Raw genomic sequence first — 23,811 nt, 5'->3', positions numbered from 1 at the left:
GGTTTCTTCTTCCTTGGGTCTGAGTCGGTCAGGCGCCGGCAGTGACGGTCACGTCGATGTCGACGAGCACGCTGTCGCCCTCGACCGAGATGCCGTAGACGGGCACGGGTTGGGTGGCCGGCAGGCTCAGTGGCTTGCCGCTGCGCAGATCGAAACGTGAGCCGTGGAGCCAGCACTCGATGGTGCAGTCCTCCACGTCACCGTCGGACAGGCTGACCTGCCCGTGGGAGCAGATGTCGGAGATGGCATGGAACTCCCCGGCCTCGTCGCGCACGATGGAGACCGGTACGGGGCGGCCGTCGACATCCTCGAGGTCGACGCGCATGGCCTCGCCCGGTTCGAGGTCGCCGGTGTCGCACACGTACTGGGCCGTCATGCCGCGATGCCCTCGTGCTGCTCCAGCTCCTTCTCGATCGCCTCGGTGAGTCGATCGGTGAGGCTGGGCACCGCGATCTGGTTGATGAGCGCAGCGAAGAACCCGAGGACGACGAGCCGACGGGCCTCGATCTCCGGGATGCCACGCGAGCGCAGGTAGAACAGCTGCTCGTCGTCGAAGCGACCGGTGGCGCTGGCGTGGCCGGCCCCCTGGATCTCCCCGGTCTCGATCTCCAGGTTCGGCACCGAGTCCGCCCGCGCGCCCTCGGAGAGGACGAGATTGCGGTTGAGCTCGTAGGTGTCGGTGCCCTCGGCCTCGGCCCGGATGACGACGTCACCGATCCAGACGGCGTGGGCGTCCTGGCCCTGCAGGGCACCCTTGTAGGTGACCCGCGAGATGCAGTTGGGGGCGACATGGTCGACGAGGAGACGGTGCTCCTGGTGCTGACCGGCGTCGGTGAAGTACATGCCGATGCCTTCCACCTCGCCGCCGGGCTCCGCGAGCACCGCGTCCGGGGTCAGCCGCACCACGTCGCCACCGAGGGTGACGACGACGTGCTTGAGCTTGGCGTCGCGGCCCACGCGGGACCGGTGCGAGCTCAGGTGCACACTGCCCGCATCCCACTCCTGCAGTGAGACGAGCGTCAGGCGTGCACCGTCGCGCACATCGACCTCGACGGTCTGGCCCAGCTGGACCGGACCGACATGGTTGAGGATGACGGTGGCCTCGGAGTGCGCCTCGGCGACGATGAGGACGTGCTGGGCGGCGGGAGCGTCGTCACCGGCGCCGGTGATCGTCACCGAGGTCACCTGCTCCGGGGTCTGCTTGGCCCCGACCGTGATGACGGTCGCCTCGGTGAACGAGTTCCAGGCAGCGGCCGACACCCGGTCTACGGGCTGGCCGATACGGCCGAGCCGCTCGTCGTCACGGCCGACCTGCTCGGTGGTGACGCCCGGCGCGGCCTCGACGGTGATCGTCGGCACCGGCCCGGTCAGCTCGCCGGCGAACAGCTTCTGGAAGCGGTCGACCGGCGAGAAGCGCCAGTCCTCCTCGCGGCCGTTGGGGACCGGGAAGTCCGCGAGCCCGAAGGAGGTAAAACGCTGCCCGGCGGGCTGAGGGCCCGCGTGGCTGTGGGCGCCATCGGCGACGGCACGGGAGTAGTCGGTCTTCATGGGTTCCTTGTCTGGTGAGGGTGCGGGCGCGGCGGTGCTGGTCATCAGCCGACGGACCCTTCCATCTGCAGCTCGATAAGACGGTTGAGCTCCAGGGCGTACTCCATCGGCAGCTCGCGCGCGATCGGCTCGATGAAACCACGCACGATCATCGCCATCGCCTCGAACTCGGTCATCCCGCGGGACATGAGGTAGAAGAGCTGGTCCGCGCTCACCTTGGAGACGGTCGCCTCGTGGCCCATCTCGACGTCGTCGACGCGGACGTCGACGTACGGGTAGGTGTCGGTGCGCGAGATGGTGTCGACGAGCAGCGCGTCGCACAGCACGGTCGACTTCGAGTTCGTCGCGCCCTCGAGCACCTGCACCAGGCCGCGGTAGGAGGACCGTCCACCGTTGCGCGACACCGACTTCGACACCACCGAGGAGGAGGTGTTGGGGGCCATGTGCACCATCTTGGCGCCGGTGTCCTGGTGCTGGCCGGCGCCGGCGAAGGCGGCCGACAGCGTCTCACCGCGGGCGTGCTCGCCCATGAGGTAGATCGCCGGGTACTTCATCGTCACCTTGGAGCCGATGTTGCCGTCGACCCACTCCATGCTGCCGCCGGCCTCGACGGTGGCGCGCTTGGTCACCAGGTTGTAGACGTTGTTCGACCAGTTCTGGATGGTCGTGTAGCGGACGCTCGCGTCCTTCTTGACGATGATCTCCACGACCGCGGAGTGCAGCGAGTCACTGTCGTAGATGGGCGCCGTGCAGCCCTCGACGTAGTGCACGTGGGAGCCCTCGTCGGCGATGATCAGCGTGCGCTCGAACTGGCCCATGTTCTCGGTGTTGATCCGGAAGTAGGCCTGGAGCGGGATCTCCACGTGGACGCCCTTGGGCACGTAGACGAAGGAGCCACCGGACCACACCGCGGTGTTGAGCGCGGCGAACTTGTTGTCACCCGAAGGGATGACGCTGCCGAAGTACTCCTTGAAAACCTCGGGGTGCTCCTTGAGCGCGGTGTCGGTGTCCATGAAGATGACACCCTGCTCCTCCAGGTCCTCACGGATCTGGTGGTAGACGACCTCCGACTCGTACTGCGCCGCCACGCCGGCGACGAGGCGCTGCTTCTCCGCCTCGGGGATGCCGAGCCGGTCGTAGGTGGTCTTGATGTCCTCCGGGAGGTCCTCCCAGCTGGTCACCTGCCGCTCGGTGGAGCGCACGAAGTACTTGATGTTGTCGAAGTGGATGCCCGAGAGGTCCGCGCCCCAGTTCGGCATCGGCTTCTTGTCGAACAGGTCCAGCGCGCGCAACCGTCGCTTCAGCATCCACTCCGACTCGTCCTTGAGTGACGAGATGTTGCGCACGACGTCGGCCGACAGTCCGCGCTGGGCGGTGGCACCGGCCTCGTCGCTGTCGTGCCAGCCGAACTTGTAGTTGCTGCCGATCTCCGCGATCGTCTGGTCCTGGGTCATCGGCGCCGCAGGATCGACCTGCTGCTGCGTGGGAGTCGTCATCAGTTTCCTTCCGTGTCGTCACCGGTCGGTGACGTCGTGGTGCGTGCCTGCGGTCGGTCGAGCGGGATGGTGGGGACGTGGGTGGTGCATACGTGCTCGCCGCCAGCCAGCGTGGCAAGTCGTTGGACATGGACGTCCAGCAGCCGGGAGAACGCCCTGGTCTCGGCGTCGCACAGCTGGGGGTACGCCTCGGCGACGGCGAGCACCGGGCAGTTGCCCTGGCACAGCTGGAGGGCCATCGTGCCAGCTCCGACGTCCCGCACGGTGGCAGCGTAGCCGTCGGCGGTGAGCGCGGTGGCCAGCGCCTGCGCCCGGCCCCGGACACCGCCCTCGGCCTGCTGCACCGCCGGCGTGTACCGCTCCTCCAGCTGCCGGACCCGGGTCTCGGCGAACTCCTCGACTGCCTCCGGGCCGGCGGACGTTGCCAAGAAGTCCAGCACCTGGGTGGCGAGGTCGGAGTAGGCGCCGGAGAGGCCGGCCCGGCCGGTGTCGGTGGCGACGTAGTAGCGCGCGGGACGGCCACGGCGCCGCTGCTCGGGGCCGGCGGGGTCGTGGACGACGATCCGGTCGTGGCGCTCGAGGCTGGCGATGTGGCGACGGACGCCCGCCGGGGTGAGGACGAGGCGCTCGGCGAGCTCGACGGCACTGATCGGCCCGTGCTCGACGACCAGCGAGAGGACACGCTCCTGCGTGGTGGTGTCGACGTCATCGATGGCATCGTGCATTGAGCAGCCCCCTCTACGCAGGTGTGAGCCCGGACCCGGACCTGTCAGATATAGGTAACAGTCTCGTTGCTGAAATGATTCCGGGCAAGCAAGGCGACCCTCACCGGCGGCGCTCGGGCAGCACGTACGCTGTGGCGGTGCCTGACTCCCCTGCCCTGCACGTCACGGGGCTCGCCAAGCGCTACGGCAGCCGCGACGTCGTCCGTGACCTCGACCTCGTCGCCGCCCGGGGCGCACTCACCGCCGTGCTCGGTCCCAACGGGGCCGGCAAGACGACCACCATCGAGTGCTGCGAGGGCCTGCGACGGCCGGACGCCGGCCGGATCGAGGTCCTCGGCCTCGACCGCAGCTCCGCCGACGCCGCCACCCACCTGCGCCACGTCGTCGGCGTCATGCTCCAGGAAGGCGGGCTGCCGCTCGCGCCGCCCGCCGGGAGCGTGCTGCAGCACGTCGCGCGGCTCCACGACCGGCCCGGCGCCGCGGCTCCGCTGATGGAGCGCCTCGGCCTCGGCGAGGTGGCCGGCACCCGGGTGCGGCGACTCTCCGGCGGCCAGCGGCAGCGGCTGGCGCTGGCCTGCGCGATCGTCGGCGAGCCCGAGCTGGTCTTCCTCGACGAGCCGACCGCCGGGCTCGACCCGCAGTCGCGCCTCGCCGTGTGGGACCTCATCACCGACCTGCGTGCCGCCGGCACCTCGATCGTGCTCACCACGCACCTGATGACCGAGGCCGAGGAGCTGGCCGACCACGTCGTCGTCGTCGACCGCGGCCAGGTGGTCGCCGCCGGTACCCCGGGCGAGCTGCGCGGCGACCCTCACGTGTGGGTGCGGCCACCGTCGGGACTCACCGCCGAGCGGCTCGCCGCCGGGCTCCGCGACCAGCCGACGACGGCGGGGCTCGAGCTGCGTGCCGACGGTGACCGGGTGGTCGTGACCGCGACCGACGCCACCACTGACGCCGCGACGCTGGCCGCGGTCGCCACCGCGCTGACGGCGCTCGGCTGGCCGGGCTGCGAGGTGGCCCTGACCCGGCCCACGCTGGAGGACACCTTCCTCGCGCTCACCGGCCGCCAGATGCGGGTCGGTGAGGCGGCATGAGGGCCACCGGCCGGCGGATCCTGGCCCAGACCCGCTTCGAGACCATCGCCGTCCTCCGCAACGGCGAACAGCTGCTGCTGACGATCCTGCTGCCGGTGATCGCCGTCGTCGTGCTCGCGTCGACCGAGCTGGTGCCGCTGCCCGAGCCGCGCGCCGCGGCCGCGCTCGGCGGTGCGCTCGCGATGTCGGTGGCTGCCACCGCCTTCACCTCGCAGGCGATCGCCATCGCCTTCGACCGGCGCGGCGGGGTGCTGCGGATGCTCGGCACCACACCGCTCGGCCCGCAGGGCCTGCTCGCCGGCAAGCTCGGCGCCGTGCTGTGCGTGCTCGTCGTCCAGGTCGTCGTGCTCGCCGGCACCGCCGCCGCGGTGGGTTGGCGCCCGGCCGGGATCGGGCCCGCCCAGCTGCTCGGCGGTACCGCGCTGGTGCTGCTCGGCGCGGCGACCTTCGTGTCCTTCGCCCTCGTCGTCGGCGGCACGCTGCGGCCCGAGGCGGTGCTGGCGATCGCCAACCTGCTGTTCGCGCTCATGGTGCTCGGCGGCGGCCTGCTCATGCCGCTGGGGCTGCTGCCGGAGCCGCTCGGCGCCGTCATGGGCTACCTGCCGCCCGGCGCCCTCGGTGAGTCCCTGCGCGCGCTGGCGACCACCGGCCTCGTCGACCTCACCGCGCTCGCGGTGCTCGCGGTGTGGGCGCTGCTCGGCGTGGGGCTGGCGAGCCGCTACTTCCGCTGGGACGAGTAGCGGCGGGCCCCGGCGGCTACCGTCCGGCGCCGCCCGCGGTCTCTCCGCCGGCACGTGCCCGCAGCCGGGCCTCCTCCGCGCGGACCTGCGTCTGAGTGGCACGCTCGGCGACCAGCCACGCGGGCGGCTCGTCGAGGAGCGCCTTGATCTGCGCCGTCGTCTGCGGCTCGGTCAGCCCACCGCGGGCGAGGCCGGAGTTGGAGACACCGAGCCGGCGCGCCACCTCCGAACGTGGGTGGGGTCCCTCACGGCGCAGCTCGCGCAGCCACTCGGGTGGGTTTCCCTGCAGCTCGTCGAGCTCGTCACGGCTGATGTCGCGGCTGCGGAAGTCCTCCGGGGTGGCGTCGAGCAGCACCCCGAGCTTGCGCGCGGCGGTCAGGGATTTCATCGTCTGGGGCTTGGCCATCCCTGCAGCGTAGTCTCAGCACATGGTCGAGCCGTTCCGCGTCGGGTTCGTCCCCGGTGTCAGCCCCGGGAAGTGGCTCCGTACGTGGGCCGACCGGCTGCCCGACGCCCCGCTGGCGCCGGTGCCGGTGGACGTCGCCGAGCAGCGTGAGATCCTCCTCACCGCCGGCGTCGACGTCGCCCTCGTCCGGCTGCCGATCGACCGGACCGGTCTCCACGTCATCCCGCTGTACGCCGAGGTGCCGGTCGTCGTGGCCGCCAAGGACCACCCGATCGCTGCCTTCGACGAGCTCGACGTCGCCGACCTCGCTGCCGAGCACCTCCTGCAGGACACCGCGGACGTCCCGGAGTGGACGGCCGTCGCCGACGAGGTGCGAGACGGTACCCGGCTGGACCCGTCGCCGATGACCGTCGCGCAAGCGATCGAGGTGGCCGCGAGCGGCAGCGGGATCGTCATCGTCCCGATGTCGCTCGCCCGGCTGCACCACCGCAAGGACGTGCTCCACCGGCCGGTTGCCGGCGTGATGCCGTCGCAGGTGGGGCTGGCCTGGCTGGTGGACAACGAGGACCCGCGGATGGAGACCTTCATCGGCATCGTCCGAGGGCGGACCGAGCGCAGCTCGCGGGACGCGTCCTCAGGCGATGCCGCCGACGCAGCCGGCGACGGCGGCCGCCGGGCACGGGGCGACGCCGGGCGCAAGGCCGGGGGCCGGGGAACCACCGGCGCCCGCGGCGCCCCCGGCCGGCGCACCAGTGGCACCGGACGGCCGGGCGGCCCCACCGGCCACGGTCGTGGCCCCCGCGGTCGCCGCGGCCGCCGGTAGCCAGCGCTCGGCCCGCCCCCGGGCCAGGTTCCGGTCCGCGGGCGGCGACGACGTACCCTGGATCGGTGACCAGCCCCTCCACCCTTCCCACGTCCCACACCGACGGTCAGCCGCCCGCCCGCCGGGCACTGGTCGACCGGTTCACCTGGGCGCTGGCGGTGGCGAACCTCGTCGCCCAGATCGGCATCATCGTCACCGGCGGGCTGGTGCGCGTCACCGGGTCCGGGCTCGGCTGCTCGCAGTGGCCGATGTGCGAGCCGGGGGCCTTCACCCCGGAGTTCCACGCCGAGATGTCCTTCCACCCGATCATCGAGTTCGGGAACCGGACGCTCACCGGGGTGCTCGGCATCATCGCCGTCGCGCTCGTCGTCGCGGTCTACCGGCGCCAGCCCACGGCGTCCCGGCCCGCCTCGCTGCGGCGCCTCGCCTGGCTGCCCCTCGTCGGCATCGCGATCCAGGCGGTCATCGGCGGCATCACGGTGTGGGTCGACCTGCACCCGGCGATCGTCGGGTCCCACATGCTCATATCGCTGGCGCTGGTCGCGGTCTCCACCTACCTGCTCGTGCGCCTCGGCACGCCGGACGGCCCGCCGCGGCTCGTCGTGCCGACCGCCGCCCGCTCGGTGGCCTGGCTGCTCGCCGCGCTGGGTGTCCTGCTGCTGGTGCTCGGTGTCATCACCACCGGCGCCGGCCCGCACTCCGGGGACGCCACCGAGCCCTACCGCTGGGCCCTGGACCCGGCTGCCATCTCGCGGCTGCACGCGTTGTCCGTCTGGGCGTTCGTCGTCGTCGCCGTCGTCGGCCTCGTGATCATCCGCCGGCAGCCGGCCGCCCGGCCCGCCACCGTCCGCGCCTGGTGGTGGCTGCTGGCGGTCACCGCCCTGCAGGGCGTCATCGGCTACGTGCAGTACCTCACCGGGCTGCCGGAGGTGCTCGTCGTCGTCCACATGCTCGGCGCGGGGCTGCTCGTCGTCGTGCTGGTGCGCGCGGTGGCGACGCTCCACGAGCGCACCCCCGCGCTCTCGTAGCCGAACCGCCGGTCAGCGTATCCAGGGGGCGTCGGTCGGCCGGAGCGGCGCCCAGCCGGCCGCGCGGGCGCTGGCGGCGGCGAGGATGCCGACGACGGCGCTCGGGTTGTGCAGCCGGCCCGCGTGGACGGCTGCGACAGCCTCGTCGAGGCTGACCCAGCGCACCGTCATGTCACGCTCCTCCTCGGAACGCTGGTACCGCTCGGCGTCGGGCACCGGCCGCAGGTCGCGAGCGAGGTAGATGCGCAGCGACTCGCTGGAGCCGCCAGGGGTGGTGAAGAAGTCGACGAGCACGTCCCACCGCCCGGCGAGGAGGTCGGTCTCCTCGGCGAGCTCGCGGCGAGCGGCGTCGAGGTAGTCCTCGCCGTCGACGTCGAGCAGACCGGCCGGGATCTCCCACAGCACGGCGCGCGCCGGGTGACGGTACTGGTCGACGAGCGCGATCTCCTCGCCGCCCGGGCCGTCGCGCAGCGGCACGATCGCCACCGCGCCCGGGTGGTCGAGGTATTCCCGCAGCACCGGCTCGGCGTCGTCGGCGCTCAGCCGGACGCGCTCGGCGACGAGGTCGAAGACCTTGCCCTCGTGGATCCGCTCCCGCGAGGTGACCTCGCGCGAGGTGTCGGGGCGGTCGGCGAAGCTCACTCCGCGACGGCCGGTGCGGGTTCGCTGTCGCCGTCCACCTCGAGCAGCCGGCCGGCGCGCTGACGGTCCAGCGCCGCTCCGACGAGACCGTGGAACAGCGGGTGCGCCCGCGTCGGGCGCGACTTGAACTCCGGGTGGGCCTGGGTGGCGACGAAGTACGGGTGCTTCTCGCGGTCCATCTCGACGAACTCCACCAGCGTGCCGTCCGGCGAGGTGCCAGAGATCCGCAGCCCGGCCGCGGCGAGCTGGTCGCGGTACTTGTTGTTCACCTCGTAGCGGTGGCGGTGCCGCTCGGCGACCGTCGTGGTGCCGTAGGCCTCGGCGACGACCGAGCCCTTCTCGAGGACCGCGTCGTAGCTGCCCAGGCGCATGGTGCCGCCCATGTCGCCGCTGCCGCCCTCGACGAAGTCGACCTGCTCGGCCATCGTGGCGACCACCGGGTGCGGGGTGTCGAGGTCGAACTCGGTCGAGGAGGCATCCTCGAGCCCGAGCACGTTGCGGGCGTACTCGATGACCATGGTCTGCAGGCCCAGGCAGATGCCGAGCGTGGGGACCTGGTTCTCCCGCGCCCAGCGCAGCGCGCCGAGCTTGCCCTCGATGCCCCGCTCCCCGAAGCCGCCCGGCACGAGCATGGCGTCGATCCCGCGCAGCGCCCGCCGCGCCCCGTCCTGGGTCTCGCAGGCGTCGGCCGGCACCCAGCGGATGTTGACCTTCGCGCGGTGGTGGAAGCCGCCGGCGCGCAGCGCCTCGGTGATCGACAGGTAGGCGTCGGGCAGGTCGACGTACTTGCCCACGAGCGCGACCTCGACGACGTCGCGCGGGTGGCGCACCCGCTCCAGGAGCTCGCCCCACTGGTCCCAGTCGACGTCGCGGAACGGCACGTCGAGGCGGCGCACGACGTAGGCGTCGAGCCCCTCGCGGTGCAGCACGGCGGGGATCTCGTAGATCGACGAGGCGTCCTGGCACTCGATGACGGCCTCGCGGTCGACGTCGCACATGAGCGCGATCTTGGCCTTGACACCCTCGGGCAGCGCGCGGTCGGTGCGCGCGACGATGACGTCGGGCTGGATACCGATGCTGCGCAGCTGGCTCACCGAGTGCTGGGTGGGCTTGGTCTTCAGCTCACCGCTGGCGCCGAGGTAGGGCACCAGCGAGACGTGCACGAAGAAGACGTTCTGGCGTCCGATGTCCTGGCGGACCTGCCGGGCGGCCTCGATGAACGGCTGCGACTCGATGTCGCCGACGGTGCCACCGATCTCGGTGATGATGATGTCCGGCGGTGCGCTGCCGTCGGTCGGGTTGGCCTGGGCGCGCATCCGCGCCTTGATCTCGTCGGTGATGTGCGGGATGACCTGGACGGTGTCGCCGAGGTACTCCCCCCGCCGCTCCTTGGCGATGACCGAGTTGTACACCTGGCCGGTGGTGGCGTTGGCCGCACCGGAGAGCGCGACGTCGAGGAAGCGCTCGTAGTGCCCGATGTCGAGGTCGGTCTCCGAGCCGTCCTCGGTGACGAACACCTCACCGTGCTGGAACGGGTTCATCGTCCCTGGATCGACGTTGATGTAGGGATCGAGCTTCTGCATCGTCACGCGCAGGCCGCGTGCGCGGAGCAGCTGGCCGAGGCTGGAAGCCGTCAACCCCTTGCCCAACGACGAGGCGACACCGCCGGTGACGAAGATGTGTCGAGTGACCGAGTCTGGACCGGAACGCTGAAGGGTGACCACGGATTTCGACCCTAGCACCCCGAGCCCCGGACGTGGGAGTAGATCCGCTCGAGCTGGGCGCGCATGTCCTGCGGCGTGGGCAGCTCGGCAGCCCGCGCCCGGGCCCGGNCCCCCGCAGCCGGTCCCGCTCGACGTCGTCACGCAGCACGCGCCCGACGGCGGTGGCCAGCGCGGCGGCGTCGAACGGCACGAGGACGGCGGCGTCGCCCGCCACCTCGCCGGTGCCGCCGACGTCGGTGGCGACGATCGCCGCGCCCGCCTGCAGCGCCTCCTGGACCACCAGCGGCTGCCCCTCCCAGCTGCTCGTGGAGACGACGACGTCGGCGACGGCCATGAGGTTCGGCACATTGTCCAGGCGCCCGGCGACGACGACGGGCAGCGAGTCCCGGATGACCCGCTGCTGGAGCTCAGTCGCCAGCGGACCGTCCCCGACGACCACCCACCGCAGCGAGGGCAGCCGGCCGGCCGCGACCTCGCCGTCGAGCAGGGCGGCGGCGTCGGCGAGCACGTCGAGCCCCTTCTGCGGGGCCAGCCGTGCCACGGTGAGCACGAGTCGTTCGTAGGTGCGCAGCCCGAGGCCGGCGCGCAGCTCGGCGCCGGCCACGCCGTCGTCGACGGCGGCGCGGGCGGGCGCCGGCACGAGGGCCCGCTCCCCCGGTGCCCCGAGCCTCCTCGTGCGGGCGACGAGGTCACCGCTGACCCCGAGGACCACGTCGGCGCCGCGCACGACGACCCGCTCGAGCACCGCTGCCACCGCCCGCACCCGCCGGCCGCCGACCGGAACGTTGTGGAGCGTGACGACGATCGTGGGGTGGGGACGGAGCCCGACGGCGGCGACCACCGCGGCGGCCCCCGCGCGCAGGCCGTGGGCGTGGACGAGGTCGGCGCCCCGCAGCACGTCGCGCAGGTCTCGTAGCGCGCGGAGGTCGCTGGCACGGGGCCGGTCGGCGATGTCGACGACGACGGCGGGCACCGGCGGGTCGGTGACGACGGCGGGCGGGCCGGCGAGCAGCACCCGGTGCCCGGCCGCGGCGAGCAGCTCGGCGGCCTGGCGGGCATGCCTCGCCACGCCGCCCGCGCTGGAAGAGGTCAGCTGGACGATCCGCACCCGTGCTCCTGCCCGCCACTCACGACGCCGCCGGCCGGCGTCAGGACCAGCCTGCCACGCGCAGGGCACTGCGGTCACCCACGAGCACCACGCCCAGGGCGACCGCCCCGGCGACGAGGCCACCGACGACCGCGGCGCTCAGCCCGCCCGCGAGCATCGGCCCGACGCCGTCGAGGACGACGTCGGTCACCGCCCGGCCCGCCGCGCCACCGAGCGTGCCGCCGACGGCGCCCACCGCGATGGTGCGGGTGAGGCCGTGCAGCGCCCCGGCGCCGAGCGTCTGCCGCAGCGCGACGAGCAGCGCGATCCCGGCGACGGTCATCCCCACCGTCGTGCCCACGGCCAGCGCCCGGAGCGTCGCGGGTCCGTCGCCGCCGTCGGGCGCCCACAGCTGGACGAGCGCGTACGCGGCGACGCTGACGGTGAGCCAGCCGGCCGCGGTAGCGGTGACGGCGGCCCGGCCGCGGTCGACGGCGTACAGGCAGCGGGAGACGTGGAAGATGAGTCCGTACCCGACGACGGCCGGCGCCAGCCAGGCCACCGCCGTCGTCATCCCGGCCATCTCGCCCTGCAGCGAGAACACCGCGGTGGCGGCGGGGGCGACCGCGGCGAGGATCGCGCCGCCCACCAGCGAGACCGCCACGACCGAGCGGGTGGAGCCCACCGCCATCGCGGCGAAGCGGGTCTGGTCCGGGTCACCGGCGCGCTCGGCCAGCCGGGGGAACACCGCGGTGGCCACCGGTACCGCGAGCACCGCGTAGGGCAGGAAGTACACCGCCTGGGCGTACTGCCAGATCGGCAACGTGCCCTCGACGCCGCCGGCGCGGGCGAGGACGATGAACACGACGACGCTCACCTGCTGGGCGAGGAGCGCGCCGATGCCGGCGGCGGCGAGCCGCAGCGCCCGGCGCCCCACGCCGGGCGGCATCGCGACCCGCGGCCGCAACCGGATCCCGGAGCGCAGCACCGGGCCGAGCAGCGGCAGGCTCATCGCCGCGACACCGAGGGTGGTGCCCCAGGCCAGCCAGCTGAGCGCCGCCTGGGTGAGGCGGGCGGGGTCGTCGGCCAGACCCTGGGAGAACACCCCGAAGCCGAGGTAGGCGACGATGACGACGAGGCTGGACGCGAGCGGGGCGATGGCCGGGAAGAAGAACCGTCGCTGGGCCTGGAGCACCCCGGTGAGCACGACGCCGACGCCGTAGAGCGGGATCTGCACCGCGAACACCCGCAGGAAGAACGTGGCGAGCTCGCGCTGGGTCTCGACGTCCGACCCCACCGAGTCCGGCAGCAGCGCGACGATCGGTCCGGCGAGCACCGCGACGAGCAGGCCGAGCGGCACGAGAGCGACGACGGTCCAGGTGAGCAGCGCGGAGGCGATGCGGTCGACGTCGCGCCGCAGCGAGCGGGCGAGCGGCGCCGCCAGGAGCGGCACCGCGGCGCCGGCCAGCGCCCCGCCGGCGGCGACCTCGAACAGCACGTTCGGCAGCATGTTGGCCGTCGCGTACGCGTTGGCGGTCGCGGAGTCGCCCAGCGTGGCGGACTGCACGAACCAGCGGACGAAGCCGACGCCGCGCGAGAGCACGGTGATGACGGCGATCATGCCGGCGGCACCCGCCACGCCACCGAGGATCCGGCGCAGCCGGCCGGCTCCCTCCGGGGTCATCCGACGGTCACCGTCTGCCGAGCTCGTCGACCGTCCGCAGGACAGGCGTCCGTTCGATGAGGGCGGAGAAGCTCACCCGTTCGCTCAGCAGGGTCAGGCCGACGACGGCACCCAGCGATCCCAGCCGCACGGTGCGGCTCGGGTGGGCGGCCAATGCGGTGCCGAGGCTCGCGCCGAGCGCGTTGGCCCCGGTGTCGCCGAGCATGGTGCGCTCGCCGAGGTCGTCGGGCAGACCGGCGGCCGCCACGCCGAGCGTGCCGGCGGCCAGCGCCGCACCCGGGCCACCGGCGACGGTCAGCGGTGCGGCGATGAGACAGCTGACCTTGCCGGCCCGGCCGGGGCGCAGGTCGAAGAGGTTGAGGAGGTTGGCGGTGGCGGCGATGAGCATGCCACGGCCGGCGACGTCGGCCAGCCGGGTGACCGGCCCCCGGCGACGGTCGGGCGGCAGCAGCGCCGCGGCGGCCAGCGCGCCGGCGCCGATGCCGGCGATCTTCAGCGCGCCGGTGGTGACCCTGCCCTGGCGCAGCTCGCCGAGGTGACCGCGCAGGCCCTTGATGTGGCGGTCGTCCTCGGCCTCGGTGAGGTCGTCGACGGCGCCCATCGCGCCGGCACTCGCCACGGCGACCGCGCCGGCAGCGCCGGTCCGCCCGCCGACCATCAGCGCGGCGAGGCCGGCGGCGCCCGCCTGCACCGCGCCGCCGAGCAGGCTGACGGTCCGGCCGGCGTAGTTGGTCCGCTGCCAGCGCTCCGGCCCGCCGGGCGGCCGTGCCTCGAGCGCGGCGGTGACGGCGCCGGTGGCGACGACGCCGGTGAGCGCGGCCCGCAGCCGGCTCACGCGGCGTCCTCGGTCGACTCCGGCTCCGTCTCGGACTCTGGCTCCGTCCCGGGCCCCGGCTCCGTCCCGGGAAGTGCCGGCGGCGCGAGGTAGACCGACGGCGGCACCTGGGTGCTGGCGTCGGCGCCGAAGCCGTAGTGGTCGACGGTTCCGGAGATCGCCGCCGCCAGTGCTAGCGGGACGTTGACCTGGCCGGGGACCTCGCCGACGGAGTCGACCGTGGTCACCGCCTCGGGGGCAGTGGCGCGGATGACGGTGACCAGGTCGCGCTCGGTCGCCGAGGAGCCGCTGACCACCGCGCCCTCACCAGTCGACGCCAGGCCCTGGGCGAGGGCGACCTCGATGGCCAGGCGGTCCTCGTCCTCGGCGACGTCCTCGGCGCCCTCCTCGGCGCCGTCAGCCCCCGGGGCGTGGCCGCGAGGTCCGACGACGACAGTGGCGTTGGCGGCCACCGAAGGCTCCTCGACGACCTCCACGAGCGGGTTGTCCGCCGAGGAGAGCAGCTCGAGCAGCGTCTCGGCATTGGTCGTGAACGCGCCTTCGGCGTCGCCGCGGGTGAGGCCCTGGCCCAGCGCGGTGCCGAGGATGACGCCGGGGGCGGCGTCGTCCTCGGGCGCCGGCTCGAGGTAGCCGAGGAGCTGACCGGCAAAGCTCGACCGGAACGCGGCGGTGTCTGGGTCTGTCCATGCCTCGGTCACCGCGATCTCACCGGTGACGACCGCGCCGGCCTGCTCGAGCCGCTGCCGGATCGCGGCGACGTCGTCGGTGACGGCTTCGGGCAGCGTGATGATCGCGACGGTGCGGGCCTCGAGCCGCGAGCCGAGGATCGCTGCGGCGTTGTCGTCGATGAAGCTGTCCCGGTTGGTGACCTCGGTCTGGCTGACGTCGAGCTCGGTGCGCAGCCGGTCACGGTCCTCGCGAAGGTCCTCGACCTGCCCGGTGAGCTGGTCACCGATGGGCTGGTTGAGCGGGCCGGCGCCGAGCAGGATGCCCAGCGCGAGCGCGAGGAAGACCGCGATGAGCGAGACGAGGTGGTAGCGGAAGTCGATCATGGAGCCTCGCAGGTCAGGTGGTGGGGACGGCCGGGGCGATGCCCAGCAGGTCCTTGACGAAGGCGAACAGACCGTCCAGCCGCGCCATGATGAGCAGGTAGAGGGTCTGGCCGGCCTCGGTGGTGGCCAGCGCCACGCCGATCGCGATGAGGCCGGCGAGCGCCAGCAGGAGGATCTGGCTGTTGGCGATCCTTGTGCGGTAGAGCTGCGAGACCCCCTTGGCGTCAACCAGCTTGGAGCCGACGCGCAGCCGGGTGAGGAAGGTCGACGCCATGCCCGCGCGGCCCTTGTCGAGGAACTCCACGAGGGTGTCGTGGGTGCCGACGGCGACGATGAGCTCGGCGCCCTTGTCGTCGGCGAGCAGCATCGCGACGTCCTCGCTGGTGCCGGTCGCGGGGAACACGACGTGCTCGACGCCGAGCTGCTCGACCCGGCTCAGCCCGGGCGCGCGGCCGTCACGGTAGGCGTGGACGACGATCTCGGCGCCGCACTGCAGCGCTTCGTCGGAGACCGAGTCCATGTCCCCGACGATGAGTGCCGGGGTCAGCCCCGCCTCGCGGATCGCGTCTGCGCCGCCGTCGACGCCGATGAGGACCGGGCGGTACTCGCGCACGTAGGAGGACAGCATCGCCAGGTCCTCCTTGTAGTGGTAGCCGCGCACGACGATGAGCACGTGGCGGCCGTCAAGGTCGGTGGTGATGTCCGGGACTCCGACGCCGTCGAGCAGGAGCTCCCGCTCGCGCGCGAGGTAGTCCATGGTGTTGGCCGCGAACGCCTCGAGCTGCACCGAGAGCCCCTCACGGGCCTCGGCCATGATGGTCGCCACGGACTCCTCGTCCTGGGTGGTGCCCTCGGCGACGAGCGTGGCGCCGTGGTAGACCTCGCCGCCGTCGACGCGCACCGGGCGGCCCTCGCGCAGCGCCATCACCGCACCGCCGAGGTCGTCGACGAGCGGGATGCCGGCGGCGAGGATGATCTCCGGGCCGAGGTTGGGGTAGCGGCCGGTGCTCGACCGCGCCGCGTTGAGGACGGCTGCCGGTCGGCAGGCGACGAGCGCCTCGGCCGAGACACGGTCGATGTCCTGGTGGTCGATGACGGCGATGTCCCCGGGCTGCAGTCGCTTGGTGAGGTTCTTCGTGCGCGCGTCGACCCGGACGGGGCCACCGACACCGGGCCCGTCGGCGGGCGCGCTGCGTCGTCGGAAGAGTGGAGTCACACGAGTCATGGTGCCACGACGGCCTGGGCGAGGAGCTCTGCGGCATGACGACGCGCCACGTCGGAGTCCTCCTGGCCAGACAGCATCCGCGCCAGCTCCCGCTCCCGCTCGGCCCCGGTGATGCCACGCACATCGGTGGTGGTCACGCCGTCGGTGGCCTTGGCGACCAGCAGGTGCGTGTCGGCGTAGGCGGCCACCTGCGCCAGGTGGGTGACGACGACGACCTGCGCGCCGCGCGCGAGCCGGGCGAGCCGGCGGCCGACCTCGATGGCTGCCTTGCCGCCGACCCCGGCGTCGACCTCGTCGAACACGAAGGTGGGCGCCGGGCCGGCCGCCGGTGCGGTCTCGGCGAGCCGGGCGGCGCCCGAGGCCACCTCGAGGGCGAGCATCACCCGGGACAGCTCACCGCCGGACGCCCCTTCGCCGAGCGGGCGGGGCGGGGCATCGGGGCGCGGCTGCAGGAGGATGGCGAGGCGCTCGGTGCCCCACGGCCCGGGCTCGTCGAGCTCCTCGACGCTCACCGCCAGGTGGGCGCCGGGCATCGCGAGGCCGGCGAGCTCGGCGTCGACGTCCTCGCTCAGCCGGCGGGCGGCCTCGAGCCGACCGGCACGCAGCTGGCCGGCGAGCTCGTCGAGCGTGGTGCGCAGCTCGGTGACCTCGGCGGCCAGCTGCGCGCCGAGGTCCTGCGGGCCGTCCAGCTCGGTGATCCGGGCGACGGCCTGCTCGGACCACTCGACGAGCGCGTCCGGTGAGGTGAGCGCGAGACGGAGGGTGGCGTCACGCAGCGCGGCGCGACGCTCGTGGACGTGCTGCAGCCGCGCGGGGTCGGGCTCGAGGGAGGCGAGGTAGCCGCCGAGCTCGCCGCTGATGTCGGCGAGCAGGATGGCAACCTCGTCGAGCCTGGCACCGAGGCCGACCAGCTCCGGGTCGCCGACGTCGAGGCTGTGCCGGGCCTCGGCGACGAGCACGGTGGCGTCGACGTCGACGTCGGCGCCCGCGCCGCCGAGCGCGGCGTGGGCGCGACCGGCCGCGCCGCGCAGCTCCTCGACGTTGCCGAGCCGCTCGGCCTCGGTCCGCAGCGAGTCGTCCTCCCCCGGCTGCGGGTCGAGCTCCTCGAGCAGCGTGAGGCCGTGCCGCAGCCGGGTCACCTCACCGGCGCGCTCGTCGCTGCGCGCCTGCCAGTCCTCGAGCCGCTGCCGCGCGTCGGCCAGCTGCTGCCAGACGGTGCGGTACTGCTGGAGCAGCGGGGCGTGGTCGGCGACGGCGTCGATGAGCTCACGCTGGCGGGCCGGGTTGCGCAGCCGCAGCTGGTCGGACTGGCCGTGCACAGTGACGAGCTCGTCGGCGATCTCGGTGAGCAGCGCCTGCGGCACCGAGCGGGCACCAGCGAAGGAGCGGGAGCGTCCCTCGGCGGGCATCGTCCGCGAGACCAGCAGGAGGTCGTCGTCGAGGATCGCGCCGGCGTCCTCGACGCGCTCGGCGACCGTCGCCGGGACCCGGAAGGTGCCCTCGACGACGGCGCGGTCGGCCCCGGTGCGGACCATCGCCGGGTTGACCCGGCCGCCGAGCAGCAGGTCGAGGCCGGTGAGGACCATCGTCTTGCCGGCGCCGGTCTCACCGGTGATGACGGTGAGGCCCTCGCCGAGCTCGAGGGTCGCTGCGGCGATGACCCCGAGGTTCTCGATGCGGATCTCCTCGATCACGGGTCGGTCCTCGCCCCCCGCCAGCCGGCGACCGGCAGGTTGAACTTCGCCACCAGCCGCCCGGAGAACGGGGTCTGCGCGATCCTCGCGAGCATGACGGGTTCGCGGCCGCGGCGGACGTCGATGTGGGAGCCGACGGGGGCGGACATCCGGCGCCGGCCGTCGCACCACACGTCGCCGGGCAGCTGGTTGCGCTCGAGGACCTCGACGGCGAGGCCGGAGGACGGTCCGACGACCAGCGGCCGTGCGAACAGCGCGTGCGCGGCGATCGGGACGACGAGCAGGGCTTCGACGTCGGGCCAGACGATGGGGCCGCCGGCAGAGAAGGCGTAGGCGGTGGAGCCGGTCGGGGTGGCGAGCACGATGCCGTCGCAGCCGAACGTGGAGACACCACGTCCGTCGACGCCGAGCGCCAGCTCGATCACCCGTGACCGCTCGACCTTCTCCACGGTCGCCTCGTTGATCGCCCAGCCGCGCTGGGTCTCACCCGCCGGAGTATGGATCTCGACGTCGATGGTCATGCGTTCCTCGACGGAGTAGTCGCGGTCCGCGACTCGCTGGACGACGTCGCCCAGCCCGTCCGGGTCCGCCTCTGCGAGGAAGCCGACGTGGCCGAGGTTGACGCCGATGAGCGGGATGTCGAGGCCGCGGACGAGCTCGGCGGCGCGCAGCAGGGTGCCGTCCCCGCCGAGGACCAGCACGAGCTCGGGGCGCTCCCCCTCGAGGTCGTGCACCGGGGTGATCCCCAGCGCCGCCAGCTGTGCCTCGACGAAGTGCGCCGCGGTCACCGCCTCGGGACGGCCGTCGTGCCGCACGATGAGGACGCGGCGGGTCACGGTGCGACCGCCGGACGGTCGGCCACGGCAGCGGTGATCACGTCGTCGAGCTCCTCGGGTGCGATGGCGTCGGGCGTTCCTCGGCGCAGGCCGATGAAGTACTCGACGTTACCGCTCGGCCCCGGCAACGGGCTGGGCACGACCGCCGTGGTGCCCAGCCCGAGCGCACCAGCGGCGTCCGCCACGGTGCGTACCGCCTCGACGTGCAACGCCGGGTCGCGGACGACCCCGCCGCGGCCCAGCCGCTCCTTGCCGACCTCGAACTGGGGCTTGACCATGAGCAGGAAATCGGCGTCGGGCGCTGCTGCGGCCGCCAGCGCCGGCAGCACGAGGGTGAGGGAGATGAACGACAGGTCGGCGACGACGACCTCCGGCGCGGGTGCCACCGCTGCCGGGTCGAGCGTGCGGACGTTGGTCCGGTCGAGCTGGGTGACCCGGGGGTCCTGCTGCAGGGCCCACACGAGCTGGCCGTAACCGACGTCGACGGCGACGACGTGGGCTGCGCCGCGCCGCAGCAGCACGTCCGTGAAGCCGCCGGTGGACGCGCCGGCGTCCATCGCGCGGCGTCCGGCGATGACCGGCGCACGGTCACCGAGCGCGTCCAGCGCGCCGGCGAGCTTGTGGGCGCCGCGCGAGGCGTAGTCCTCCGCCGGGGGCGCGACGACCCGCAGTGCCTGAGCGGGGTCGACCTGGCGCGCCGGCTTGGTGACCGCACCGCCGTCGAGCAGCACGTGCCCGTCGGCGATGAGCTCGGCGGCGTGCTGGCGGGAGCGGGCCAGTCCCCGCCGCACGAGCTCGGCGTCGACCCGGATGAGACGGGCCACGTCAGTTCTCGGCAGCGGAGAGTCGGCCGGCCAGCGCGTCGTGGACGGCGGTGAAGACCGCGACGTGCTCGCCGAGGGGGCGGTCGGTCAGCGTGTCGAGCTGCTCGAGCGCCGCGGCCGCGGACGACTCGGCAGTCACCGGCGGGCCGGGACGCGGCGCGGTCGGGCCCGGTGCGCTGTGCGACATGTGGCCTCCCCTCCTGCTGTCGTGGCCGTGACCAGGTTACCGCCCGGAGACGCTCAGGGCTGGCACCGAGCGCGGCTCGGGACCGGCTCCGGCATCAGCGGCTGCCCAGGCGGCGACGCACAGCGCCCGCCACTCGTCGAGGGTGATCTCAGCGGTGCCGGACTCCAGGGTGCGGACGTCGTCGCCGGCGATGAGCTCGAGGCGGCCGTCACGGACCCGCGCACCGGCGTCACCGCAGTGCCACCAGCCATCGGCGTGGCGCGGCTCGGGGTGGACCTCGTGCAGCCCGCGCAGGTCGGTGGCGAGCAGCGAGGGCCGCTGCGCCGGCACGGCGAGAACAGTGTCGCGGGCGGTGGTGACACCGGTGAGGACGAGCATGCCGGGCATGCCGGCCGACCGTGCCCCCTCGAGGTCGGTGTCGAGCCGGTCGCCGATCGCGATCGGGGCGCGGGCGCCCACCCGTTCGGCGGCCTGGCGGAAGATCTCCGGCTGCGGCTTGCCCGACGCGACGGGCTGGACGCCGGTCGCCTCGACCACCGCACGGACCAGGGCGCCGTTGCCGGGCGCGATCCCGTGCTCGTTGGGGATCGAGCCGTCGAGGTTGGTGGCCACGTGCCGGGCGCCTGCGCCGATCGCGTACGCCGCCTCGGCGAGGTCCCGCCAGCCGAGGTCGGCAGCAAAACCCTGCACGACGGCGTCGGGACGGTCGGCGGCGCTCTCGACCAGGGAGAAGCCGCGGGCCCTCACCGCGGTGCGGAGCCCGTCCCCGCCGACGGGCAGGACGGTCGCACCTGGCTCCAGGATCTCCTCGAGCAGCAGCGCGACCGCCTGGGCGGACGTCACGACTTCAGACGCGGCGCACGCCAACCCGTAGCCGCTGATCTGCGCGGCGATCGTCTCCGGCTCCCGGGAGGAGTTGTTGGTGACGTACAGCGGCCGCGCACCGGCCGCTGTCGCGGCGAGGACGGACTCGACGGCGTGCGCAACCACCTCGGGACCGAGGTAGATCACCCCGTCGAGGTCGTAGAGCGCGGCGTCGTGCGCCTGGGCCGGCGGGACCGGTGCTCCGATGAGCGTCGCTGTCATTCATCGTCCTTCAGGTCCAGCGGCAGCGCGGGCGTCTCGAACAGCTCGAGCTGCGCGGGCTCTGGCTCTGCTTCGGGCGACGGCGAGGACTCGGGCTCCGGCTCGGACTCGGGCTCCGGCTCCGGCTCCGGCTCCGGCTCCGGCTCGGGCTCCGGGGCAGGCTCGGGCTCGGGCTCGGGCTCGGGCTCGGGCTCGGACTCGGGCTCGGGCTCGGGCTCGGGCTCGGGCTCCGGCTCCGGCTCCGGCTCCGGCTCCGGCTCCGGCTCGGGCTCCGGCTCCGGCTCCGGGGCAGGCTCAGGCTCAGGCTCAGCCTTCGCGGCCGGAGCCTGCTCGGGCTCGGGCTCGTCGCCGGCGAGGTCAGCGACCACGACGTCGAGCAGCACGGCAGGGAGCGTTGCCCGCAGCTCCGTGGCTTCCGCGCCGCGGCCGAGCTCCTGGAGCCGGTCCGCGCGGACGGCGTCGAGGCGCTGGCGCAGCGCGGGGTCCTTGACGCGAGAGGCCATGTTCTCCACCACGACGAGGCCGGCGTCGTACTCCTTGAGGTCGGCTCGTGCGCCGCTCTCCACGAGCGCCATCTCCACGAGCTCGTCCTCAGGAAGGTCGAGTCCTCGCGCAGCGGTCAGCACGTCGAGCGCGCGCTCGGGTCGCCCGAGGCCACGCTCGCAGTCCGCCTCGATCGCCGGGTGTGCGTCGATGCCACTGAGGCGGCGTACCGTCCGGATCTCGCGGAGCGCCTCGGCGTATCGGGCGGTGGCGTAGGCGGTCAGGGCCAGTGCTTCGCGGGCGATATCCACCCGTCCAGCACTGCTCACCGCTACCTTGGCGTGCTCGTAGGCACGCTCCGGGTCGCTGTCGATGAGCCGACCCGCCATGACGAGGTGCTGAGCGACATGGTCGGAGTTCGACTTCGACAGCGTGCGGAGCCGAGACCGGGCTTCGCGGTCGAGCATCTGGGGCTCGACATCCGCATCGATCTCCGGCTCCACCGGGCGGTCCCGACGATCTGGGCGCGGCGCGCGGGTGTCGTTGTCGCGTGCGTCACGTCCTGGCCGGTCGCTGCCGAAACGCGGGCGCTCGCCGCCACGGGAGTCGCCGCGGGATCCCGCTTCCTGACGGGAACGGCCGCCATCGTGACGCGGGCGGTCAGCGCCCTCACGACGCGGTCCGCTGTCGCGTGCCGGGCGGTCCTTGTCGTAGCGGGGACGGTCGCCGTCACGACGGGGACCACTGTCACGGGCGGGACGGTCCTTGTCGTAGCGGGGACGGTCGCCGCCACGCGAGCTGTCGCGGGTCGGACGATCGCCGTCGTACCGGGGACGGTCGCCGTCGCGACGAGGGCCGCTGTCACGTGACGGACGCTCACTGTCGTAGCGCGGACGGTCACCGCCGCGCGAGCTGTCACGAGGACCAGCGCCATAACGCGGCCGGTCACCGCCACCCTCGCGACGCGGACCACTGTCGCGGGCCGGACGGTCACGGTCGTAGCGGGGGCGGTCGCCGCCACGCGAGCTGTCGCGGGTCGGACGATCGCCGTCGTACCGGGGACGGTCGCCGTCGCGACGAGGGCCGCTGTCACGTGACGGACGCTCACTGTCGTAGCGCGGACGGTCACCGCCGCGCGAGCTGTCACGAGGACCAGCGCCATAACGCGGCCGGTCAGCACCACCCTCGCGACGCGGACCACTGTCGCGGGTCGGACGATCGCCGTCGTACCGGGGGCGATCGCCGTCGCGACGAGGGCCGCTGTCACGTGACGGACGCTCACTGTCGTAGCGCGGACGGTCACCGCCGCGCGAGCTGTCACGAGGACCAGCGCCATAACGCGGCCGGTCAGCACCACCCTCGCGACGCGGACCACTGTCGCGGGTCGGACGATCGCCGTCGTACCGGGGGCGATCGCCGTCGCGACGAGGGCCGCTGTCACGTGACGGGCGAGCACTGTCGTAGCGCGGACGGTCACCGCCGCGCGAGCTGTCACGAGGACCAGCGCCATAACGCGGCCGGTCACCGCGGCCGCCACTGTCACGGGTATCACGACGCGGCCGATCGCTGTCGGAGCGAGGGCGATCGCCGCCGTCGTCTCGCGATCCGCTGTCGCGCGAGGGCCGATCCCTCTCGTAGCGGGGACGGTCTCCGTCGCGTGCGGGTCGGTCACTGTCGTAGCGGGGACGGTCGCTCCCCCGCGCGCCGTCACGAGGACCCGCGCCATGACGGGGACGGTCGCCGCCACCATCACGGGGGTCGCGACGCGGCCGGTCGCTGTCGAAGCGGGGACGCTCGCCGTCACGACGAGGTCCACCGTCACGCGTGGGACGGTCGCTGTCGTAGCGCGGACGGTCGCCGCCGCGTGAGCTGTCGCGGGGGCCGGCACCGTAGCGAGGGCGATCGCCGTCGCGGCGAGCCCCGCCCTCCCGGTCGCTGTCGTAGCGCGGACGGTCGCTGTCACGGCGAGAGCCGGCGCCCTGAGCCGGACGGTCCTTGTCATAGCGCGGACGGTCGGAGCGCTGGGCGCTGGTACGCGGGCCCGAACCGTAACGCGGCCGGTCGCTCCCCGACTGGGGCGCACGGCGGTCACCTGTGGGCGGCCGCCCGTCGCCAGAGCGAGCTCCGGAACCGCCGGCCCGCTGCTCCCGGCGTTGTCCGCCACCGTTGGTGCCGGATTCTCTGTCTCGCTCGCTCATGAACTTCTCCTCGATCTGGCACACCCGGGTGTAGAGACAAGTATGGGCCGCAACCGGAGGGTTGCGGCCCATACCCGAAAGGGTGTTCGGCGGTGTCCTACTCTCCCACGCAGTCTCCCACGCAGTACCATCGGCGCTGAAGGGCTTAGCTTCCGGGTTCGGAATGGGACCGGGCGTTTCCCCTTCGCTATGACCGCCGTAACTCTATGAAGATATCCCTCCGGCCCACCTACCCCAAGAGTCTGGGGTGGTGCGGGGGGTTCCTTCAGAACCATACAGTGGACGCGCTCATAATTGAGTCTTTTAGTTGTGGTGAAGTTATCGGCCAATTAGTACCGGTCAGCTCCACGGGTTAACCCCGCTTCCACATCCGGCCTATCAACCCAGTGTTCTT

The 23,811-nt window shown here is 73.3% G+C and carries 22 protein-coding genes and 2 rRNA genes; 4 read left to right on the top strand and 20 right to left on the bottom strand.

Annotated features, from left to right (window positions below; all coding sequences use genetic code 11):
* Window positions 1-28 precede the first annotated feature (28 nt).
* The 4 genes from V2J52_RS00120 to V2J52_RS00105 are packed head-to-tail and all read right to left on the bottom strand — an operon-like array spanning window position 29 to window position 3,769.
* On the bottom strand, window positions 29-376 hold the full coding sequence (locus tag V2J52_RS00120) for a non-heme iron oxygenase ferredoxin subunit (protein WP_331225634.1): 348 nt from the start codon (window positions 374-376) through the stop codon (window positions 29-31).
* Window positions 373-1,593 carry a Fe-S cluster assembly protein SufD gene (gene sufD / locus V2J52_RS00115; RefSeq protein WP_331225633.1) on the bottom strand — a complete coding sequence of 407 codons (1,221 nt, stop codon included), beginning with the start codon at window positions 1,591-1,593 and terminating at the stop codon, window positions 373-375. The genes V2J52_RS00120 and sufD overlap by 4 nt, the downstream gene beginning before the upstream one ends.
* Window positions 1,593-3,044, bottom strand: a complete 1,452-nt coding sequence (gene sufB, locus V2J52_RS00110; RefSeq protein WP_331225632.1) for a Fe-S cluster assembly protein SufB — start codon at window positions 3,042-3,044, stop codon at window positions 1,593-1,595. Before sufB ends, sufD begins: the two co-directional genes overlap by 1 nt.
* Complete coding sequence (locus V2J52_RS00105) at window positions 3,044-3,769, bottom strand: helix-turn-helix transcriptional regulator (protein ID WP_331225630.1); 726 nt, start codon at window positions 3,767-3,769, stop codon at window positions 3,044-3,046. Before V2J52_RS00105 ends, sufB begins: the two co-directional genes overlap by 1 nt.
* A gap of 137 nt (window positions 3,770-3,906) precedes the next feature.
* On the opposite strand from V2J52_RS00105, the gene V2J52_RS00100 reads away from it, so the two are divergent.
* The gene (locus V2J52_RS00100) at window positions 3,907-4,863 is read left to right on the top strand and encodes an ABC transporter ATP-binding protein (protein WP_331225629.1); all 957 of its coding nucleotides are present in this window, start codon (window positions 3,907-3,909) and stop codon (window positions 4,861-4,863) included.
* Complete coding sequence (locus V2J52_RS00095) at window positions 4,860-5,603, top strand: ABC transporter permease (RefSeq protein WP_331225628.1); 744 nt, start codon at window positions 4,860-4,862, stop codon at window positions 5,601-5,603. The genes V2J52_RS00100 and V2J52_RS00095 overlap by 4 nt, the downstream gene beginning before the upstream one ends.
* A 16-nt stretch (window positions 5,604-5,619) precedes the next feature.
* Here the strand turns inward: V2J52_RS00095 and V2J52_RS00090 are convergent, their stop codons facing one another.
* Entirely contained in the window at window positions 5,620-6,009 is a 390-nt protein-coding gene (locus tag V2J52_RS00090) for a DUF5997 family protein (protein ID WP_331225627.1), read from the bottom strand.
* 22 nt (window positions 6,010-6,031) lie between these two features.
* On the opposite strand from V2J52_RS00090, the gene V2J52_RS00085 reads away from it, so the two are divergent.
* Together V2J52_RS00085 and V2J52_RS00080 are read left to right on the top strand one after the other, a co-directional pair.
* Window positions 6,032-6,832: a LysR substrate-binding domain-containing protein gene (locus tag V2J52_RS00085; RefSeq protein WP_331225626.1), complete on the top strand. Its 801-nt coding sequence runs from the start codon at window positions 6,032-6,034 to the stop codon at window positions 6,830-6,832.
* 65 nt (window positions 6,833-6,897) lie between these two features.
* A complete protein-coding gene (locus tag V2J52_RS00080) occupies window positions 6,898-7,860 on the top strand; it encodes a COX15/CtaA family protein (RefSeq protein ID WP_331225625.1) in 963 nt (320 codons plus the stop codon).
* Window positions 7,861-7,872: 12 nt separating this feature from the next.
* Here V2J52_RS00080 and V2J52_RS00075 read toward each other — a convergent pair whose 3' ends face one another.
* The 15 genes from V2J52_RS00075 to V2J52_RS00005 form a co-directional block, all read right to left on the bottom strand.
* A complete protein-coding gene (locus tag V2J52_RS00075) occupies window positions 7,873-8,502 on the bottom strand; it encodes an NUDIX hydrolase (protein WP_331225624.1) in 630 nt (209 codons plus the stop codon).
* Window positions 8,499-10,139, bottom strand: a complete 1,641-nt coding sequence (gene pyrG, locus V2J52_RS00070) for a CTP synthase (protein WP_331225623.1) — start codon at window positions 10,137-10,139, stop codon at window positions 8,499-8,501. Before pyrG ends, V2J52_RS00075 begins: the two co-directional genes overlap by 4 nt.
* On the bottom strand, window positions 10,021-11,241 hold the full coding sequence (locus V2J52_RS00065) for a glycosyltransferase (protein WP_434056368.1): 1,221 nt from the start codon (window positions 11,239-11,241) through the stop codon (window positions 10,021-10,023). Before V2J52_RS00065 ends, pyrG begins: the two co-directional genes overlap by 119 nt.
* Window positions 11,242-11,374: 133 nt before the next feature.
* Window positions 11,375-12,997: a murein biosynthesis integral membrane protein MurJ gene (gene murJ, locus V2J52_RS00060; RefSeq protein ID WP_331225621.1), complete on the bottom strand. Its 1,623-nt coding sequence runs from the start codon at window positions 12,995-12,997 to the stop codon at window positions 11,375-11,377.
* Between the two features lie 7 nt (window positions 12,998-13,004).
* Window positions 13,005-13,832, bottom strand: coding sequence for a hypothetical protein (locus V2J52_RS00055; protein ID WP_331225620.1), 828 nt, complete (start codon window positions 13,830-13,832; stop codon window positions 13,005-13,007).
* On the bottom strand, window positions 13,829-14,884 hold the full coding sequence (locus tag V2J52_RS00050; protein WP_331225619.1) for a copper transporter: 1,056 nt from the start codon (window positions 14,882-14,884) through the stop codon (window positions 13,829-13,831). The genes V2J52_RS00055 and V2J52_RS00050 overlap by 4 nt, the downstream gene beginning before the upstream one ends.
* Window positions 14,885-14,897: 13 nt before the next feature.
* Window positions 14,898-16,109, bottom strand: coding sequence for a putative cytokinetic ring protein SteA (gene steA, locus V2J52_RS00045; protein ID WP_331225618.1), 1,212 nt, complete (start codon window positions 16,107-16,109; stop codon window positions 14,898-14,900).
* Window positions 16,106-17,803: a DNA repair protein RecN gene (gene recN, locus V2J52_RS00040; RefSeq protein WP_331225617.1), complete on the bottom strand. Its 1,698-nt coding sequence runs from the start codon at window positions 17,801-17,803 to the stop codon at window positions 16,106-16,108. Before recN ends, steA begins: the two co-directional genes overlap by 4 nt.
* Window positions 17,800-18,639, bottom strand: coding sequence for an NAD kinase (locus V2J52_RS00035; protein ID WP_331225616.1), 840 nt, complete (start codon window positions 18,637-18,639; stop codon window positions 17,800-17,802). Before V2J52_RS00035 ends, recN begins: the two co-directional genes overlap by 4 nt.
* Complete coding sequence (locus tag V2J52_RS00030) at window positions 18,636-19,463, bottom strand: TlyA family RNA methyltransferase (RefSeq protein ID WP_331225615.1); 828 nt, start codon at window positions 19,461-19,463, stop codon at window positions 18,636-18,638. The genes V2J52_RS00035 and V2J52_RS00030 overlap by 4 nt, the downstream gene beginning before the upstream one ends.
* 1 nt (window position 19,464) lies before the next feature.
* Window positions 19,465-19,650, bottom strand: coding sequence for a hypothetical protein (locus tag V2J52_RS00025; protein WP_331225614.1), 186 nt, complete (start codon window positions 19,648-19,650; stop codon window positions 19,465-19,467).
* A gap of 36 nt (window positions 19,651-19,686) precedes the next feature.
* Window positions 19,687-20,736: an HAD-IIA family hydrolase gene (locus tag V2J52_RS00020; RefSeq protein WP_331225613.1), complete on the bottom strand. Its 1,050-nt coding sequence runs from the start codon at window positions 20,734-20,736 to the stop codon at window positions 19,687-19,689.
* Window positions 20,733-21,686, bottom strand: a complete 954-nt coding sequence (locus tag V2J52_RS00015) for a hypothetical protein (RefSeq protein WP_331225612.1) — start codon at window positions 21,684-21,686, stop codon at window positions 20,733-20,735. Before V2J52_RS00015 ends, V2J52_RS00020 begins: the two co-directional genes overlap by 4 nt.
* A gap of 1,815 nt (window positions 21,687-23,501) precedes the next feature.
* Window positions 23,502-23,618, bottom strand: a 5S ribosomal RNA gene (rrf, locus tag V2J52_RS00010).
* Window positions 23,619-23,726: 108 nt separating this feature from the next.
* Window positions 23,727-23,811 (bottom strand): 23S ribosomal RNA (locus tag V2J52_RS00005); the annotation flags it as partial.

Source organism: Georgenia sunbinii, from assembly GCF_036421875.1.
GTDB lineage: Bacteria > Actinomycetota > Actinomycetes > Actinomycetales > Actinomycetaceae > Georgenia_B > Georgenia_B sunbinii.
The sequence above is the reverse complement of the archived record's forward strand: the minus strand, read 5'-3'. Positions and strand labels throughout refer to the sequence as shown.

Coding starts and splice junctions, on each gene's coding strand:
- sufB (WP_331225632.1), bottom strand. CDS start 3,044: ATGACGACTCCCACGCAGCAGCAGGTCGATCCTGCGGCGCCGATGACC.
- murJ (WP_331225621.1), bottom strand. CDS start 12,997: ATGACCCCGGAGGGAGCCGGCCGGCTGCGCCGGATCCTCGGTGGCGTG.
- steA (WP_331225618.1), bottom strand. CDS start 16,109: ATGACTCGTGTGACTCCACTCTTCCGACGACGCAGCGCGCCCGCCGAC.
- V2J52_RS00095 (WP_331225628.1), top strand. CDS start 4,860: ATGAGGGCCACCGGCCGGCGGATCCTGGCCCAGACCCGCTTCGAGACC.
- V2J52_RS00105 (WP_331225630.1), bottom strand. CDS start 3,769: ATGCACGATGCCATCGATGACGTCGACACCACCACGCAGGAGCGTGTC.
- sufD (WP_331225633.1), bottom strand. CDS start 1,593: ATGACCAGCACCGCCGCGCCCGCACCCTCACCAGACAAGGAACCCATG.
- V2J52_RS00015 (WP_331225612.1), bottom strand. CDS start 21,686: ATGCTCGACCGCGAAGCCCGGTCTCGGCTCCGCACGCTGTCGAAGTCG.
- V2J52_RS00050 (WP_331225619.1), bottom strand. CDS start 14,884: ATGATCGACTTCCGCTACCACCTCGTCTCGCTCATCGCGGTCTTCCTC.
- V2J52_RS00120 (WP_331225634.1), bottom strand. CDS start 376: ATGACGGCCCAGTACGTGTGCGACACCGGCGACCTCGAACCGGGCGAG.
- V2J52_RS00085 (WP_331225626.1), top strand. CDS start 6,032: ATGGTCGAGCCGTTCCGCGTCGGGTTCGTCCCCGGTGTCAGCCCCGGG.
- V2J52_RS00090 (WP_331225627.1), bottom strand. CDS start 6,009: ATGGCCAAGCCCCAGACGATGAAATCCCTGACCGCCGCGCGCAAGCTC.
- V2J52_RS00020 (WP_331225613.1), bottom strand. CDS start 20,736: ATGACAGCGACGCTCATCGGAGCACCGGTCCCGCCGGCCCAGGCGCAC.
- V2J52_RS00025 (WP_331225614.1), bottom strand. CDS start 19,650: ATGTCGCACAGCGCACCGGGCCCGACCGCGCCGCGTCCCGGCCCGCCG.